Consider the following 18,028-nt stretch of genomic DNA (forward strand, 5'->3'; position numbering starts at 1 on the left):
ACGATTAATGGAAAGTACCATTGCTTGCCGTAAAGTCCAGCAGTGATAAAACATTTCGAGGTGATAAGTTGCAAATATACGATAGCCTACCAAAAGAGAGTGGGCTAAAGCGCTATCTAGTCGGTGGAGCGGTGCGCGATAAACTACTCAATATTGATAGTTATGATAAAGATTGGGTGGTCGTCGGCAGTACCCCTCAAGAGATGGAAAGCCTTGGCTTCACTGCTGTAGGTAAAGACTTCCCGGTATTCTTGCACCCAAAAACCAAAGAAGAGCATGCACTGGCGCGCACAGAAAGAAAGTCAGGCTCTGGTTACACAGGCTTCGAATGTTACTTCGCACCAGATGTTAGCCTAGAAGAAGATCTCATGCGCCGCGATCTGACGATCAACGCCATCGCTCAAGATGATGCAGGCAACCTTCACGATCCTTACCACGGCCAGCAAGATCTCTCCAATCGTATTCTTAGACACGTATCCGATGCCTTTGTTGAAGATCCGCTTCGAGTGCTGCGAGTTGCGCGCTTCGCAGCCAAGCTTCACCATCTCAGTTTTAGCGTCGCACCTGAAACCATGGCCATGATGGCGACGATCGTTGAATCAGGAGAACTTGCTCACCTTACTGCTGAGCGAGTTTGGCAAGAGTGGCACAAGTCACTCAGTACACCACATCCAGAAGTGTTCCTTTCGGTGTTGAAAGAGTGTGGTGCATTAGCGGTTGTTTTGCCAGAGATTGACGCTCTGTTTGGTGTTCCTCAACCGGAAAAATGGCACCCTGAAATCGACACTGGTATCCATACTCTGATGGTGGCTCAACAAGCAGCGCTATTAAGCCCATCTCTGCCAGTACGCTTTGCCGCTCAAGTGCATGACTTAGGTAAAGGCGTAACACCACAAAATGAATGGCCAAGCCATAAGATGCATTGCCACACAGGTGTTAAGATCATCAAGAAACTGTGTGAGCGAGTGAGAGTGCCTAATGAATTCAGAGACCTCGCACTATTAGTGTGTGAGCAGCATTCAAACATTCATCGTGCAGGCGAGCTCAAGCCGACAACTTTCCTTAAGGTTCTCAACAAATTCGACGTTTGGCGCAAACCAGATCGCCTTAACAACATCTTGCTTTGTTGCCAAGCTGACCACGCTGGTCGCAAAGGGTTAGAAGATCAGCCTTATCCTCAAAAGGCTCGTTTTGAAGCGGTCTATCAGGCGGCACTTCAAGTTGAAGTAAAAGCAATTATTGCCGATGGCTTTAAAGGTAAAGATATTCGAGAAGAACAAGAGAAGCGCAGAGCGGCAGCCATTGAAAACGCGTTATCAGAGCTCACTAATAGTTAATCTTCAATCTGTTAGTCAGCACGTATTAAAAAGCCCGCAGTTAAGCGGGCTTTTTAAATTTTACGGCGAGACTGTTATCAGCGCCTGTTACTGCATCATTAAAAAAGCAAACAGACCACAACCTAGAATTAGGCGGTAGATAACAAACGGTGTCATGCCCATACGTGAAATAAGCTTCAAGAAGAAGTGAATACAGATGTAAGCGCTGATGAAAGACACCGCAATACCTGTTAGCAATGTGCCCACATGGATTGGGTCGCCACTGGTCACAAGCTTAAGAGCTAAGTAACCACCAGCTAAAGTGATAATTGGGATAGACATTAGGAAAGAGAATCGAGCTGCTGCTTCACGAGTAAAGCCAAGGTAAAGTGCTGCTGTAATCGTAGCGCCTGAACGAGAGGTACCAGGAATGATTGCCATGGCTTGAGCGAGACCAATAAACAACGCTTTTTTCCAGCCCGCTTGGTACTCATCATCACGTAGGCTTGAGTTCTTATCTACCCACCACAACAACAGACCAAAGACGATTGTCGTTGTCGCAATCACCCATGCACTCCGCAGGTAAAGCTCAACAATGTCCTTCATCAGCAGGCCAAAGATACATGCAGGAATCGTCGCAAGGATGATCATCCATGCCAATTTCGCTTCTTTGCTGCGGTCGCCCTTAAATACTGAACCGAAGAATGCACTCAACAACGAAATCACTTCTTTACGGAAATAGATCACGACCGCGGCCAGAGTACCGACATGGACCGCGACATCAAAAGCCAAGCCCTGATCTTCCCAACCTAAAACCGCTGATGGAAGGATCAAGTGTGCCGAACTGGAAATAGGTAAAAACTCAGTAAAGCCTTGCACCAACGCCAATATAAACGCTTCAAAATAACTCATTACTTACCTTTAAAATTATAGTTTTATATCTACGACAGAGAGCGAATCTAGTTGCTGCATCTTCTGCCATATTTCACTGACGGTTCTTCCGTCTTGCGGGATCACTCTCGCAGGACAAAGATCATAAAGTGGTTGTGTTACAAAAGGATATTTATAGATATCACTGCGCGGTAACTCTGGAGCAGACTCAGATATCTCATCGCCAAACAGCACAATATCAAGATCCAAATTTCGATCCTGAAGTTTGTGTGCATCTTGCGCACGCCCCCATTTGTACTCAATTTTACGAAGTTCTTGTGAAAATTCAGTCAATGAAAGTGGCGTGTCGAGCTCTATCACAAAGTTATAAAATGGATGGCTATTAAAACCAACAGGCTCACAGTGATAGATTTTAGAGCATTTAAGGTTAGTCCCTAACGATTGAAGCTCTGTCCATGCCACCCTTGCATGCTTGTCGCGGTCTATGTTCGTGCCAACACCAACATAGGCGATGGTCATGCTTGACCTCGTTCGATGATCACACCCACCGCTTTTGCTTGAGGAACAGCACCAGGCTTCGCTAGATGGATTTTTACCCAAGGAACAAAGAACTGAGTCATAATAAGTTCTGCGACTTCTTCGGCAACACGTTCTACTAGTAGAAAACGGCCATTTGCAATATGCTCAAGTACTGCAGTGCTCACTTTCGAATAATCCAAAGCATCAACCACATCATCACTCTTGCCTGCTGGGCGGTTGTCATGAGCCATTTCAATATCAAGCACCAGTTTCTGTTTGATCTCTTGTTCCCAATCGTAAACACCGATCGTTGTAATTACTTCTAGCTGCTCAATGAAAACTTTATCCAGTGCCATGACTTGTCCTTTTAGAGGTCGGATACCCAAATTTGGGAAAAAAACGTATTATTTGCGTAATTCGAGATATGATATCAATTACTCTTGGATTGAGCATTACTTTCCCATCGTTAGGCGTATAACCGTTAAAGGACAGACATGACTCCATTGGCACTTATCATGATCATTGCTGCCTATTTGCTAGGTTCAATCTCTAGTGCGGTCTTGATATGCCGAGTCTTAAGGCTTCCAGATCCCAGAACGGTGGGCTCCAACAACCCAGGTGCGACCAATGTATTACGTGTCGGTGGCAAAGGCGCAGCAGCAGCAGTATTACTCTGTGACATGTTAAAAGGCACCATTCCAGTCTGGCTTGGTTACTTTCTCGGTATCGACTCAATCATCTTAGGTATCGTTGCGATTGCAGCTTGTCTTGGCCATATGTACCCGATCTTTTTCCACTTTAAAGGTGGTAAAGGCGTCGCAACGGCACTGGGTGCTATCGCTCCAATTGGATTCGACCTAACCGGTATGATCATGGCAACTTGGCTAGTAGTCGCGCTTTTGTTTCGATACTCATCTCTGGCTGCATTAGTGACCGTGCTGCTTGCACCTTTCTACGCTTGGTTAGTCAAACCTCAATACACCCTACCCGTCGCCATGCTGTGTTGCTTGATCGTGCTGCGTCATCACCAGAACATCCGCCGCCTACTGGACGGCAGTGAACCAAAGCTCGGACAAAAAAAATCGGCTTAACCTTAAATTTAAAGTTAAGCCGATAGTTTTAAGGGGCAGGAAGCCTATAGCAGGTGCTTGCCTAAAAACTCTTTCAGCATACTGTTTACAAACTCAGGCTGCTCTAGTGAGCTAATATGTCCTGCACCAGGGATTACCACCAATTCACTACCCGAAATACAATCATGCATCAGGTAAGATTCAAGTACTGGGCGCGGTTTATCTTCCTGACCAACAGCAACCAATACAGGTAACGCAAAGTTCTCAATCGTTTCAATCATGTCACGACGTCCAAACACCATACGACCAATACGAGCTACTTGTTCTGCTTGCTCGCCCTGTAATGCCGATAACTGCTGAGTAAAACCTTCTACCAAAGCTGGCGTGTTATTTTGTGCATCATTAGCAAAGAACAGTGGCACAACCGCTTCTACTATCGGTTGAGGAACCATCTTAGTTTGAGAAATCGTATCGAGCATGCTGAAGTATTTCGTGTGTGCGACTTCTGGCTCTAAGCCGACGAAAGTATCCATCAGTACTAAAGATTTGATACGTGCCGGTACTAGCTCCGCAAGCTCTGTGCCCCACATGCCACCAACCGATAAACCCACCACAGAAAACTCTTCGATATTTAAATGGTCAAGTAGTGCCAAAACATGTTGAGCGTAGTCTTTTAGGTTACGCATGGCACTCGGTGCCGCTTGAGACTCCCCATGAGACCAAAGCTCAGGCACAATACAACGGTACTGAGATTTTAATGCTTCAACCTGTGGCTTCCACATCGCACTATCCCAAAGATAGCTGTGCCCTAGTACAACAACTGGGCCTTCACCTTCGTCTAGGTAAGCCATCGATTGATTATCTATAGTGAACTTGTTCATCTTCTTCCCTAATCTCTATCAGCAATTGTTTATCGACATGTAGTCGGTAAGCTAAGATATAAAAACGGCCGCACTAGGCGACCGTTTATCGAAACATTTTGATGTCTTACGCAATTGGCTTTAATTGGTCAATCGGCCAACGCGGTGTGGCTTGAACTGAAAGGTCAGCAGTCTCACCATTTTTCAGACGCTGCATACCGGCATAAGCGATCATCGCACCGTTATCAGTACAGAACTCAGTGCGCGGGTAGTACACCTCGCCACCAATTTTGTTTGCAAGTGCTTCAAGTTCAACACGTAATTGTTTGTTTGCACTTACGCCACCAGCAATCACTATACGTTTCATGCCCGTCTGTTCCAAGGCACGCTTACACTTGATTACCAAGGTGCCACAAACCGCCTCTTGGAATGCATGCGCGATGTCGGCACGAGTTTGTTCACTATCGTCATTGTCACGAATCGTGTTCGCAGCAAAGGTTTTTAAGCCAGAAAAGCTCATATCCAGGCCCGGACGATCCGTCATTGGACGCGGGAACTTAAAGCGGCCCGGCGTGCCTTTTTCAGCGAGTCGAGATAGCAACGGACCACCAGGGTAATCCAAGCCCATCAGCTTCGCCGTTTTATCAAACGCTTCACCTGCTGCATCATCAATCGATTCACCAAGGATCTTGTATTCACCAATGCCTTTCACTTCGACCATCATGGTGTGACCACCAGAAACTAGCAGAGCGACAAATGGGAACGGAGGCGGGTTATCTTCTAGCATAGGAGCAAGAAGGTGACCTTCCATGTGGTGAACTGGCACAGCAGGCACACCCCAAGCGTAAGCAATACTGCGCCCAATGGTTGCACCAACAAGCAGCGCACCAACAAGGCCAGGGCCTGCAGTGTAAGCCACACCATCGATGTCTTTAGAGGTTAAGTTCGCCTCTTTAAGAGCTGCTTTGATTAGCGGAATTGTTTTCTTCACGTGATCACGTGATGCCAGCTCAGGGACTACACCACCGTAGTCGGCGTGCAGCTTTACTTGGCTGTATAATTGATGAGAAAGCAGACCCTGCTCATCATCATAAATTGCGATTCCTGTTTCATCACAAGAGGTTTCAATACCAATAATGCGCATAATTTTCTCGGCACGCTTTCGTCTAAAATGGGAAATTAGCGCAATATTACCCTGCCTAAGCTCTTCAAACAAATATTGTACAGACTATAATCGACAAAGTGCTTTACAAAGCCACTCTGATCGGATTAAAATTCCGCACCATTTTTGATCAAGCTGGTTAGAGACCACACTTAATCGAAAGTTATCTACGGATAATTTTTCTGATTTGGTCATCAGTAGCCAGCGATAATGAATAACCCCTGAGGTGAAAGGCATATGCCAATAGTTAAAGTACGTGAAAACGAACCGTTCGACGTTGCACTACGTCGTTTCAAGCGCTCTTGTGAAAAAGCAGGTATCCTTTCTGAAGTTCGCCGTCGCGAGCACTACGAAAAACCAACTACAGTTCGCAAACGCGCTAAAGCAGCAGCTCAAAAGCGTCATGCTAAGAAGCTAGCTCGCGAAAACGCACGTCGCGTTCGCCTGTACTAATAACTTAATCCATAAGGACTGAGTTATGGCTCTTATTGAACAACTCAAAGAAGAGCAAAAATTAGCGATGAAAGCCAAGGACAAACCGCGCCTTGGCACTATCCGTTTAGCTCTTGCTGCTGTAAAGCAACGTGAAGTCGACGAACAGATTACTCTGAGCGATGACGACATTCTTGCTGTACTAGTAAAAATGGTTAAACAACGTCGCGATTCTGTTGCTCAATATGAATCAGCTGGTCGTCAAGATCTTGCTGACGTGGAACAAGCAGAAATTGCTGTACTTGAAGGCTTTATGCCTCAACCGCTTACTGAAGAAGAAGTAATCGCACTACTTGATAGCGCAATTGCAGAAACTCAACCTGCGGGCATGCAAGACATGGGTAAAGTAATGGCTATCTTGAAACCACAAATTCAAGGGCGTGCAGATATGGGTAAAGTCAGTGGTTTAGTTCGTTCTAAGCTCGCTTAATCCCAAATCAAATTGCAACAAGCCGTGCAATCCTTCGGAACGCACGGCTTGTTTGTATCTGTAACCTATTCAAACTATTATTATCCACATTCTCAGTTAGTGCATTTTTCTAAGGTTTTATGGCAGGACATATCCCGCGTAGTTTCATCGATGATCTCCTAGCGCGTCTCGACATTGTCGACATCATAGACGCACGCGTGAAACTTAAGAAAAAAGGCAAAAACTACAGTGCTTGTTGTCCGTTTCATAACGAAAAGACCCCTTCTTTTAGCGTAAGCCAAGAGAAACAGTTTTATCACTGTTTTGGTTGTGGCGTGCACGGCAATGCCATCGACTTCATTATGGAGTTCGAACGCCTTGAATTCGTTGAAGCTATTGAAGAGCTCGCCTCTTTCTTAGGGCTAGATGTTCCAAGAGAACAACGTAGCGGTGAGATATCTACCGCACCAAGAGCCAACACTGAACAAAAGCGTAACCTCTATGATTTGATGGGCGGCATTAGCCAGTTCTATCGTTCTCAGCTAAAAATAGCAGCCAATAAGCCTGCGATTGAATACCTTAAAAATCGTGGTCTATCGGGCGAAATCGTCCAGAAGTTTGGCATTGGTTACGTGGCCGATGAGTGGGACTTAGTTCGTAAGAACTTTGGCCAACAAAAAGAAGCCCAAGACATGCTCGTGACCGGTGGCATGTTGATTGAGAATGATAAAGGCAACCGATACGACCGATTCCGTGGCCGTGTAATGTTCCCGATTCGTGATCGTCGTGGTCGTGTGATTGGTTTTGGTGGTCGTGTCTTAGAAGATGGCACACCAAAATACCTAAACTCGCCAGAGACGCCTATCTTCCATAAAGGTAAAGAGCTTTATGGCCTTTATGAAGTATTGCAGGCATACCGTGCCCCCCCTCAAATCCTTGTGGTTGAAGGTTACATGGATGTCGTAGCGCTTGCGCAATATGGTGTTGATTACTCGGTAGCATCACTGGGTACTTCGACGACCGGTGACCATGTTCAAATGCTGTTTAGACAAACCAGCACAGTAGTTTGTTGTTACGATGGTGACCGAGCAGGTAAAGAAGCCGCATGGCGCGCTCTAGAAAATGCACTTGAGTATCTGAAAACAGGTAACACACTCAAATTTCTGTTCTTACCAGATGGTGAAGACCCAGATAGCTATATTAGAGAACATGGTAAGGCCGCTTTTGAGCAGCTCGTCCAAAATGCAACGCCACTGTCGACCTATTTGTTCGACAACCTGATAGAAATACACAAACTGAACTTGGGAACAACCGAAGGAAAATCGGCACTGCGCGCGCACGCAAGCGCTTTAATTAATAAAATTCCTGACAGTTATTTCCAAGAGTTGCTCGAAAAATTATTGGATGAGCGAACTGGATTTGATAACCAACTGAGACGTGCTCGTGTTCATACACAAAACCCGACACCTCAACCGCATAAAGAGCTCAAGCGAACTCCAATGCGTGAAGTTATTGCTTTGCTTATCCAAAATCCGAGCTATGCTGATATGGTACCGGATTTATCAAGTGTCAAAGGCTTACCATTACCTGGACTAAGTTTATTCGTCGAAGTACTTGATAAATGCCACGCGCATCCCCATATCAACACCGGCCAGTTGTTAGAGCACTGGCGAGATAATAAACATGAGGCTCTTCTGTCTCGTCTCGCGAGCTGGGAAATCCCCCTCGACGAAGACAATCAAGAAGACATATTTTTAGACTCATTGGACAAAATACTTGCCCAGTGCGTTGAAAAACAAATTGAAAACCTGCAGGCCAAAGCAAGAAGTGTCGGTTTATCAGCCGAAGAAAAAAGGGAGCTGCTAGCTTTAATGCTAGATCTAAAAGCGTAACCCTGTTTGATTAGTCAGCATTTAATAAATTTGTTAACATAATTGGTTTGCATTTGAGAATGCAACGTCCTTCACCAGACCTGAAGTTGGATATCATCTATGGATCAAAATCCGCAGTCACAGCTTAAATTACTTGTTATTAAAGGCAAGGAACAAGGCTATCTGACCTACGCCGAAGTAAACGACCACCTACCTGCAGAAATCGTGGATTCTGAACAGGTAGAAGACATCATTCAAATGATTAATGACATGGGCATCAAAGTAGTTGAAACTGCACCTGATGCTGATGATCTAGCGCTTAATGATGACGATGCCAATATAGATGAAGACGCAGCCGAAGCTGCAGCTGCTGCACTTTCAAGCGTAGAAAGCGAGATTGGCCGTACTACTGACCCAGTTCGCATGTACATGCGTGAAATGGGTACTGTTGAACTACTGACTCGTGAAGGCGAAATCGACATTGCGAAGCGCATTGAAGATGGTATCAATACCGTTCAACTATCTGTTGCTGAGTACCCAGGTACTATTCCATACATCTTGGAACAGTTTGACCGTGTACAAGCAGAAGAAATTCGCTTAACAGACCTAATCAACGGCTTCGTTGACCCAGATGACGATGGCACAGCTGCACCAACAGCAACTCACATCGGTTCAGAACTTGCTGAAACTGATCTGGATGACGAAGACGCAGAAGACGTTGATGATGAAGCTGAAGAGGAAGAAGAAGATACAGGTATCGACCCTGAGCTTGCTCTTGAGAAGTTCACAGCGCTTCGTACTAGCTACCAAAACCGTCAGCTAGCGATCAACGAATACGGCCATGAAAGCCCGAAAGCAATGCTTGCAACAACAATGATGCAAGACGTATTCAAAGAGTTCCGCCTAACACCAAAACAGTTTGATTACCTAGTAAACGAACTGCGTAACTCTATGGATCGTGTACGTACTCAAGAACGCCTAATCATGCGTCAAACGGTTGAGTACGGCAAAATGCCGAAGAAATCTTTCATTGCTCTATTTACTGGCAACGAATCAAGCGAAGCATGGTTAGATGAAGTTCTTGCTTCTGATAAGCCATACGCAGAAAAGATTAAACGTCACGAAGGTGATATTCGTCGTTCAATCCAGAAACTGGACATGATCGAGAAAGAGACCTCTCTGACTGTTCAAAGCATCAAAGATATCAGCCGTCGCATGTCTATCGGTGAAGCGAAAGCTCGTCGAGCGAAGAAAGAGATGGTTGAAGCAAACTTACGTCTAGTAATCTCGATTGCTAAGAAGTACACAAACCGTGGTCTACAATTTCTGGATCTAATCCAAGAAGGCAACATCGGTCTAATGAAAGCAGTTGATAAGTTTGAATACCGTCGTGGTTACAAGTTCTCGACTTACGCTACATGGTGGATCCGTCAAGCAATCACTCGTTCGATTGCCGACCAAGCTCGTACTATCCGCATTCCGGTTCACATGATCGAAACGATCAACAAACTAAACCGCATCTCTCGTCAAATGCTACAAGAGATGGGTCGTGAACCACTTCCGGAAGAGCTAGCTGAGCGCATGCAAATGCCTGAAGACAAGATCCGTAAAGTACTGAAAATTGCGAAAGAGCCAATCTCTATGGAGACACCAATCGGTGACGACGAAGATTCGCATCTAGGTGATTTCATCGAGGATACAACGCTAGAACTACCTCTGGACTCTGCAACGGCAACCAGCCTACGTGGTGCAACTAAAGACGTTCTTGCTGGCCTAACACCTCGTGAAGCTAAAGTACTGCGTATGCGTTTCGGAATCGACATGAACACTGACCATACTCTTGAAGAAGTTGGTAAGCAGTTCGACGTAACTCGTGAGCGTATCCGTCAGATCGAAGCAAAAGCACTACGTAAACTTCGTCACCCAAGCCGTTCAGAAACTCTGCGCAGCTTCCTAGACGAGTAATCACGCACATTGATGTGATTAGCTTTTAAGCATAATTAAGAAAAGGTGAGCTATAGCTCACCTTTTTTGTACCTATATGATTTAAGTGGCTAAGATATAAGCGGAATTACCCCTTATCATCTCTAGACACCACTGAATGGTTCCCCTATAATCTATGCCCTACGGCCCCTTAGCTCAGTGGTTAGAGCGCACGACTCATAATCGTTCGGTCCCCAGTTCAAATCTGGGAGGGGCCACCAAATTAGAAAAGCCAGAACAGTTCACGCTGCTCTGGCTTTTTGCTTTTCTAAGCTTGCTATTCTTTATACCCTATTCATTTTAATACATCCCTGAATGACTGAACTCCACAGTACACGATGCCAATTGCCTCTCTGTGACTAAGCTTACTTTTCTTTTATAAAAAAATCGGCAATATGGTTGTACATAAATCGCTCAACCATTCAGGGAAGAAACATGAAAGACGAAACACTCTCGATTCACTTCGGATACGAAACCGATCCCACCACTAAATCCGTTGCTACTCCTATCTACCAAACCGTTGCCTATGAATTTGACGATGCTCAGCATGGTGCCGATCTATTCAACCTAGAAGTACCAGGCAATATCTACACCCGCATTATGAACCCAACCAACGATGTGTTGGAAAAACGTATGGCTGCCCTAGAAGGTGGTATTGCAAGTTTGGTAGTGAGTGCGGGCAGCGCGGCAATCAACTACGCGATTCAGACATTGGCACAAATCGGTGACAACATTGTCTCAACACCTCAGCTTTACGGTGGTACTTACACCTTGTTTGCTCACATGCTGCCAAACCAAGGGATTGAAGTTCGTTTTGCCAAAGACGACAAGCCAGAAAGCTTAGCTGAGCTAATCGATGAAAAAACCAAAGCGGTTTACTGTGAGAGTATCGGTAATCCTGCGGGTAATATCATCGACCTAGAACGTGTCGCTGAACTCGCCCACGCACAGGGTGTCCCTGTGATTGTCGATAACACAGTCGCAACTCCAGTACTTTGTAAGCCTATCGAATTTGGTGCTGATATCGTGGTGCACTCACTAACCAAGTACGTTGGCGGTCACGGTACAACCTTGGGTGGTGTGATTGTCGATTCAGGTAAGTTCCCTTGGGCAGAGCACAAAGAGCGCTTCCCTGTCTTTAATCAGCCAGAGCCCTCTTACCACGGTGTGGTGTACACCGAAGCCTTTGGTGAGGCCGCCTTTACTGGCCGAGCACGAACAGTGCCATTGCGGAATACTGGTGCAGCCTTGTCACCAATGAATGCCTTCATGCTGATGCAAGGCTTGGAGACGCTATCGCTACGTATGGAGCGCCACACAGAGAACGCATTGAAAGTGGCGGAGTATCTCAGCCAACATGAGAAAGTCAGTTGGGTAAGTTACGCTGGCTTACCTAGTTCAGAGTTCTACCCGCTGGCTGAAAAGTACATGCAAGGTAAGCCATCGGCAATTTTATCTTTTGGCTTAAAAGACGGTTACGAAGCGGGTGTTCGCTTTTATGACGCGCTACAAATATTCAAACGCCTAGTAAATATTGGGGATGCAAAATCTCTGGCTTGTCACCCAGCTTCGACAACGCACCGTCAGCTAAGCGAAGTTGAACAGAAACAAGCTGGAGTATCACCAGAGATGATTCGCCTATCAGTCGGTATTGAGCACATCGAAGATATCCTCGCAGACCTAGAGCAAGCTCTTATCGCTTGAGACTTATAGCGACACCAGAAGACAGATGTACAAAGTAACAGTGATAAAAAAGCCCATCATGATGATGGGCTTTCGTCTATTTACAGGTGTAGCTTACTCTACCGTTACCGCTTTCGCTAAGTTACGAGGCTGGTCAACGTCAGTGCCTTTGATTAGCGCTACATGGTAAGACAGTAGCTGCATCGGAACCGTGTAGTAGATAGGTGCAGTTACTTCGCTCACGTGAGGCATCTTGATAATCTTCATGTTCTCATCGCTTTCAAAGCCAGCTGCTTCATCCGCAAATACATACAACAGACCGCCACGTGCACGTACTTCTTCTACGTTTGATTTCAGCTTTTCTAGCAGGTCGTTGCTTGGCGCAATAACCACTACTGGCATGTCTGCATCAATCAGAGCTAGAGGGCCGTGCTTAAGCTCACCTGCAGCGTATGCTTCAGCGTGGATGTAAGAGATCTCTTTCAGTTTTAGAGACGCTTCCATTGCGATTGGGTAGTACTCACCGCGACCTAGGAACAGTGTATGGTGCTTGTCTGCAAAATCTGTCGCTAGTGCTTCAATCTCTTTATCAAACGCCAGTGCTTTCTCGATGTCTGTAGGCAGTTGGTGAAGAGCTTGAACGATTTCCGTCTCTTTTGCTTCATCGATACGGCCTTGTAAGCGACCAATTGACGTTACCATCATCAGCATCGCTGCAAGCTGCGTAGTAAATGCTTTTGTTGAAGCAACACCGATCTCTGTACCTGCGCGAGTCATGAACGCAAAATCAGATTCACGAACCAGTGAAGAGCCCGCTACGTTACAGATAGTCATTGCTGACATGTAGCCTTTCTCTTTCGCAAGACGAAGGGCTGCTAGCGTATCTGCCGTCTCACCAGATTGAGAAAGCGTCACAAGTAGGCTGTTTGGACGAACTACGAAGTCACGGTAACGGAACTCAGAAGCGATCTCTACATCACAGCTTACGCCCGCTAGAGATTCAAACCAGTAGCGTGCAGTCATACCAGAGTTGTAAGACGTACCACATGCGATGATCTGAACGTGTTCAACCTTGCTCAGAATCTCTTCCGCTTTAACACCGATAGCATTGGTGATCACAGACGTATCTGAAATACGACCTTCCATCGTATTGATCAGTGCAGTTGGTTGTTCAAAGATCTCTTTCTGCATGAAGTGACGGTATTGACCTTTATCACCCGCATCATGCTCCGCGTTAGATTCAACGATTTCACGTTCAATACGCTCACCGTTTGCATCGAATACGTTAACTTCACGACGAGTTACTTCAGCTACATCGCCCTCTTCTAGATACATGAAGCGGCGTGTCACGCTAAGTAGTGCTAGTTGGTCAGATGCTAGGAAGTTTTCGCCAACACCAAAGCCGATTACGATTGGGCTACCAGAACGAGCAACAACAATACGTGAAGGATCTTTACGATCAACTGCAACTGTGCCGTATGCACCATCCAGTTGTTTTGCAGTTTTTTGCAGCGCTTCAACTAGAGAATCAGAAGTGCGAAGCTCCCACTCAACCAAGTGTGCGATAACTTCAGTATCTGTTTGTGAAGTAAACTCGTAGCCGCGCTCTTTTAGCATAGTACGCAGCGCTTCGTGGTTTTCGATAATACCATTGTGTACCACCGCGATATCACCAGATATGTGTGGGTGTGCGTTCGCTTCAGATGGCTCACCGTGCGTAGCCCAACGAGTGTGTGCAATACCAGTACCACCAACGACTTGTTGCTCTTCTACCGCGTCAGCTAGCTCTTGTACTTTGCCTAAGCGACGTACACGAGTCAGATTTGATTCGGTATCAACCACAGCGACACCCGCTGAGTCGTAGCCACGGTATTCTAGGCGGCGAAGGCCTTCTACTAAAATCTCGGCTACATCACGCTGTGCTACTGCACCAACAATTCCACACATAGTTTGACTCCATCAATTTCGTTTATTCCTATTGGCAGCAAGCAAAGGCCATATCTTTAATAAGATCAATTATAGGAAGTTAAATGCATAATAGTTAACAATTAGTTTTACGCTGGATCCGTTAAGATCACTCGAACATCGTGCGACTCGATACTTGCCTGAGATTCTTTGCTCAAGTCTGTATCTGTAATGAGGATGTCGACGTGATCCCATGCCAGCTCTAGATTGGGGATCTTTCGTCCCACTTTTTCAGACTCAACCATCACGATCACTTCTCGTGACACTTCAGCCATCACTTTACTTAGACCAACCAATTCATTGAATGTAGTTGTGCCTCTATCGAGGTCGATACCATCAGCCCCGATAAACAGTTGATCAAAATCGTATGCGCGAAGTACCGATTCTGCGACTTTGCCTTGGAAAGAGTCCGAGTGGGTATCCCAAGTCCCGCCAGTCATTAGCAACGTCGGCTCACTCTCTAGTTCATTTAGCGCATTAGCCACATGCAATGAGTTGGTCATAACAACCAAACCACGCTTAGTATTGAGCTGCTGAATTAGGGCACCTGTTGTGCTGCCACTATCAATCACGATGCGGTTATGGTCGCGAATTAAATCTGCAGCGGCTTTGGCTAAAGAAACCTTTCGAGTCGAAACCTTTTGACCCAATTCTTCGTTTACAACTTCTTTCGGTAGCGAAATAGCACCGCCATAACGGCGTAAAAGCTGACCGTTTTTCTCTAAAGACGCTAAGTCCTTTCTAATAGTGACCTCTGAGGTTTCGAACTTAGCGGACAATTCATCAACACTAACCTCCCCTTTTTCGTTCACTAGGTTAGAAATTGCATGTCTTCTGAGCTGAGTGTTTCGTTTCGACATTTAAAAAAGACCGGTAAGTTTCGATATGAAACATATTATAGTTACAACGAAACTATTTAGTCCATTTATTTTGATCCAAAAAATTAATAAATAGCGATAAAACCTTGTCCTAAGACAATTGTTAAGCAGTGATATTGAATTGATTAGGTGGTAGAATCCGCATCCGAAAAGAAAAAAAATTACAAAACTGACCGTTATTTTTTTGCAACTTTCACCTGATATATTGGTGTGAGTCACAGAAACCCGATGTTGAATCAAAATCTTTTGGTCATAAAATGACTAAAATTGATGAAAGACTTACAACTCTGAAGAGCATATTGGAAGTCCCGCGATTTTACTCAGCAGGCACAAAATGTTGATGTAGCGAACTAATCTTCAGAACTTAAATAAATTTCAAATTGTAACAATACTTACCGGAGAGTACCTTCCATGAAAAAGACCAAAATCGTTTGTACGATTGGCCCTAAAACTGAATCTGTAGAGAAGCTAACTGAGCTAGTAAACGCAGGCATGAACGTTATGCGTCTTAACTTCTCTCACGGTGACTACCAAGAGCACGGCACTCGTATTGCGAACTTCCGCGAAGTAATGGACAAAGTAGGTAAGCAACTGGCTATCCTTCTTGATACTAAAGGTCCAGAGATCCGTACTATCAAGCTAGAAGGCGGCAACGACGTAGATCTAGTAGCTGGTCAAGAATTCACTTTCACAACTGACACTTCAGTTGTAGGTAACAAAGAGACTGTAGCAGTAACTTACGCTGGTTTCGCAGCTGACCTAAACGCTGGTAACACAATCCTAGTAGATGACGGCCTAATCGAAATGGAAGTTATCTCTACTACTGAAACTGAAGTTAAGTGTAAAGTTCTTAACAACGGTGCACTAGGCGAAAACAAAGGTGTTAACCTTCCTGGCGTTTCTGTTCAACTTCCAGCTCTATCTGAAAAAGATAAGAACGACCTTAAATTTGGTTGTGAGCAAGGCGTTGACTTCGTAGCAGCTTCTTTCATCCGTAAAGCATCTGACGTTAAAGAGATCCGTGAGATCCTAGACGCGAACGGCGGTAGCGACATCCACATCATATCTAAGATTGAGAACCAAGAAGGTGTTGATAACTTCGACGAAATCCTAGAACTTTCTGACGGTATCATGGTTGCTCGTGGTGACCTAGGTGTTGAAATCCCAGCTGAAGAAGTAATCTTCGCTCAGAAGATGATGATCGAGAAGTGTAACCGTGCACGTAAGATGGTTATCACTGCGACTCAGATGCTTGATTCAATGATCAACAACCCACGTCCAACTCGTGCAGAAGCGGGTGACGTGGCGAACGCAATCATGGATGGTACTGACGCAGTAATGCTTTCTGGCGAAACTGCTAAAGGTAAGTACCCAGTTGAAGCAGTTACTATCATGGCTCAAATCGCGAACCGTACAGATTCTGCTCTTAAAGCTGAGCTAGGTTCTCGTCTAGACAGCCCACGTCTACGCATCACTGAAGCAGTATGTAAAGGCGCAGTAGACACAGCTGAGAAGCTAGCTGCTCCTCTAATCATTGTTGCTACTGAAGGCGGTAAGTCTGCACGTTCAGTACGTAAGTACTTCCCAACTGCAAACATCATTGCACTAACAACGAACCAAAAGACAGCTGCTCAGCTTGTTCTTACTAAAGGTGTTCGTCCAGTTCTTGTTGATTCTATCGACAGCACTGACGCATTCTACAAAATGGGTAAAGAGTACGCTCTTAACGCTGAATTCGGTAGCAAAGGCGACATCGTTGTTATGGTTTCTGGTGCTCTAGTAGCTTCTGGTACAACAAACACGGCATCTGTTCACGTTCTATAAGAATGAACCGATTCGCATAAAATATAAAAGAGGGCTTCGGCCCTCTTTTTTTATGAAACAAAATCTTGCCTAACTTTTCAGTACGCTGTATTATCAAACTCAATAGAACTACGTACTGTTAACTTCCAATGGACTCTTTCTAAGAGACGGATTAGCAGACTAGAAATCAAATATACATGAGGTTTGTAATGTCTAGTCCTACTCTCACTGACAAAGTATCAAAGATGATTCGCCAGGATATTCTTAATGGTGAGTTAGCCCCGGGCCAAAAGCTCGTTGTTGCTGATCTAAAGAACAGATACAACGTTGGCGCATCTCCAATTCGCGAAGCTCTAGTGCAGTTATCTTGGAGCAAATACGTAAAGCTCGAGCCACAAAAAGGCTGTTGGGTAGCACCAGTATCAAAGAAAGAACTGAATGATCTTTATGAGAGCTTACGTGTAGTTTCATCAGTACTACTGAAAAAAGCGATTTCTGCGGGCGATGAAACCTGGGAACTGGATGTACTGACCTCTTATCACAAGCTGTCTCGAGTACAGCATGTGTCTGAAGAGTTTGACTGTGTGGAATGGGAAGAGCGTCACCAACAGTTCCACGTTGCGCTACTTGAAGGCGCTGACTCAGAGAACATGTTTAGCTTCTTTGAAGATTTGATCAACCAAGTAAAGCGTTACCGCTTCTTAGCAATATCAGCACAGAGTACGTCAGAAGAGCTGTTCAACATTGATGAACACGAAATGATAATGAAGCTAGTACTATCGAAAAATGTAGAGCAAGCAACAGAACAGCTTGATCAACATCTGCTAGGCTCAATGAAACGAATTGAAGAAGTTATCGAAGCAGCATAAGGCAGCGATAGGTTTCAAACCAATAAAAAACGGAGCTATAGCTCCGTTTTTGCTTTCAGCATCAAGGCTACACTACCACCCAAAAAACTCTTTGTGGTGAGTATTAAGTAGCAAAACCATGGGTAAGAAATACAAGGCACTCAGTTTAAAACCAAGAATGGCTAATGTACCTATGGTTAATCTCACTAAAAAATCGACAAACATACCACGCCTCTTTCGACCAGACTGTATGATCCCCAAACTCTTGCTCCTGCTAA

General features: G+C 45.1%; 16 protein-coding genes. 9 read left to right on the forward strand and 7 right to left on the reverse strand.

Features of this window, described 5'->3' with window-relative positions; all coding sequences use genetic code 11:
- Positions 1 to 20 precede the first annotated feature (20 nt).
- Complete coding sequence (locus A3712_RS10880; protein ID WP_063523438.1) at positions 21 to 1,337, forward strand: multifunctional CCA addition/repair protein; 1,317 nt, start codon at positions 21 to 23, stop codon at positions 1,335 to 1,337.
- A gap of 87 nt (positions 1,338 to 1,424) precedes the next feature.
- Here A3712_RS10880 and A3712_RS10885 read toward each other — a convergent pair whose 3' ends face one another.
- From A3712_RS10885 to folB, 3 genes are read right to left on the reverse strand one after another with little or no spacing between them, the layout of a single operon-like run.
- Positions 1,425 to 2,228 carry an undecaprenyl-diphosphate phosphatase gene (locus tag A3712_RS10885; RefSeq protein ID WP_063523439.1) on the reverse strand — a complete coding sequence of 268 codons (804 nt, stop codon included), beginning with the start codon at positions 2,226 to 2,228 and terminating at the stop codon, positions 1,425 to 1,427.
- 15 nt (positions 2,229 to 2,243) lie between these two features.
- Entirely contained in the window at positions 2,244 to 2,726 is a 483-nt protein-coding gene (gene folK, locus A3712_RS10890; RefSeq protein ID WP_004740782.1) for a 2-amino-4-hydroxy-6-hydroxymethyldihydropteridine diphosphokinase, read from the reverse strand.
- Positions 2,723 to 3,082: a dihydroneopterin aldolase gene (gene folB, locus A3712_RS10895; protein WP_063523440.1), complete on the reverse strand. Its 360-nt coding sequence runs from the start codon at positions 3,080 to 3,082 to the stop codon at positions 2,723 to 2,725. Before folB ends, folK begins: the two co-directional genes overlap by 4 nt.
- A gap of 138 nt (positions 3,083 to 3,220) precedes the next feature.
- On the opposite strand from folB, the gene plsY reads away from it, so the two are divergent.
- Positions 3,221 to 3,817: a glycerol-3-phosphate 1-O-acyltransferase PlsY gene (gene plsY, locus A3712_RS10900; RefSeq protein ID WP_061033566.1), complete on the forward strand. Its 597-nt coding sequence runs from the start codon at positions 3,221 to 3,223 to the stop codon at positions 3,815 to 3,817.
- Between the two features lie 44 nt (positions 3,818 to 3,861).
- On the opposite strand, the gene A3712_RS10905 is transcribed toward plsY, so the two are convergent.
- On the reverse strand, positions 3,862 to 4,677 hold the full coding sequence (locus A3712_RS10905) for an alpha/beta fold hydrolase (protein ID WP_063523441.1): 816 nt from the start codon (positions 4,675 to 4,677) through the stop codon (positions 3,862 to 3,864).
- A gap of 106 nt (positions 4,678 to 4,783) precedes the next feature.
- Positions 4,784 to 5,800, reverse strand: a complete 1,017-nt coding sequence (tsaD, locus tag A3712_RS10910) for a tRNA (adenosine(37)-N6)-threonylcarbamoyltransferase complex transferase subunit TsaD (RefSeq protein WP_063523442.1) — start codon at positions 5,798 to 5,800, stop codon at positions 4,784 to 4,786.
- A 255-nt stretch (positions 5,801 to 6,055) separates the two neighbouring features.
- On the opposite strand from tsaD, the gene rpsU reads away from it, so the two are divergent.
- The 5 genes from rpsU to A3712_RS10940 all read left to right on the forward strand — a co-directional run bounded on the left by rpsU (position 6,056) and on the right by A3712_RS10940 (position 12,277).
- A complete protein-coding gene (gene rpsU, locus A3712_RS10915) occupies positions 6,056 to 6,271 on the forward strand; it encodes a 30S ribosomal protein S21 (protein WP_004396009.1) in 216 nt (71 codons plus the stop codon).
- Between the two features lie 25 nt (positions 6,272 to 6,296).
- Complete coding sequence (locus tag A3712_RS10920; protein ID WP_063523443.1) at positions 6,297 to 6,740, forward strand: GatB/YqeY domain-containing protein; 444 nt, start codon at positions 6,297 to 6,299, stop codon at positions 6,738 to 6,740.
- Between the two features lie 119 nt (positions 6,741 to 6,859).
- Positions 6,860 to 8,611 (forward strand): DNA primase, encoded by a 1,752-nt coding sequence (gene dnaG / locus A3712_RS10925; RefSeq protein WP_063523444.1) that lies wholly within the window; start codon positions 6,860 to 6,862, stop codon positions 8,609 to 8,611.
- A gap of 99 nt (positions 8,612 to 8,710) precedes the next feature.
- Complete coding sequence (rpoD, locus tag A3712_RS10930; RefSeq protein ID WP_004740789.1) at positions 8,711 to 10,555, forward strand: RNA polymerase sigma factor RpoD; 1,845 nt, start codon at positions 8,711 to 8,713, stop codon at positions 10,553 to 10,555.
- A gap of 453 nt (positions 10,556 to 11,008) precedes the next feature.
- A complete protein-coding gene (locus A3712_RS10940; RefSeq protein WP_063523445.1) occupies positions 11,009 to 12,277 on the forward strand; it encodes an O-acetylhomoserine aminocarboxypropyltransferase/cysteine synthase family protein in 1,269 nt (422 codons plus the stop codon).
- Positions 12,278 to 12,370: 93 nt separating this feature from the next.
- On the opposite strand, the gene glmS is transcribed toward A3712_RS10940, so the two are convergent.
- The gene (glmS, locus tag A3712_RS10945) at positions 12,371 to 14,203 is read right to left on the reverse strand and encodes a glutamine--fructose-6-phosphate transaminase (isomerizing) (RefSeq protein ID WP_063523446.1); all 1,833 of its coding nucleotides are present in this window, start codon (positions 14,201 to 14,203) and stop codon (positions 12,371 to 12,373) included.
- A 107-nt stretch (positions 14,204 to 14,310) separates the two neighbouring features.
- Positions 14,311 to 15,081 carry a DeoR/GlpR family DNA-binding transcription regulator gene (locus tag A3712_RS10950; RefSeq protein WP_063523447.1) on the reverse strand — a complete coding sequence of 257 codons (771 nt, stop codon included), beginning with the start codon at positions 15,079 to 15,081 and terminating at the stop codon, positions 14,311 to 14,313.
- A gap of 429 nt (positions 15,082 to 15,510) precedes the next feature.
- Here A3712_RS10950 and pykF point away from each other — a divergent pair, with 429 nt between their 5' ends.
- Positions 15,511 to 16,923 (forward strand): pyruvate kinase PykF, encoded by a 1,413-nt coding sequence (gene pykF, locus A3712_RS10955; RefSeq protein ID WP_063523448.1) that lies wholly within the window; start codon positions 15,511 to 15,513, stop codon positions 16,921 to 16,923.
- A gap of 176 nt (positions 16,924 to 17,099) precedes the next feature.
- A complete protein-coding gene (locus tag A3712_RS10960) occupies positions 17,100 to 17,771 on the forward strand; it encodes a GntR family transcriptional regulator (RefSeq protein ID WP_082856223.1) in 672 nt (223 codons plus the stop codon).
- The last annotated feature ends 257 nt before the right edge of the window (positions 17,772 to 18,028 follow it).

The sequence above is a fragment of the Vibrio sp. HI00D65 genome, assembly GCF_001635455.1.
Classification (GTDB): domain Bacteria; phylum Pseudomonadota; class Gammaproteobacteria; order Enterobacterales; family Vibrionaceae; genus Vibrio.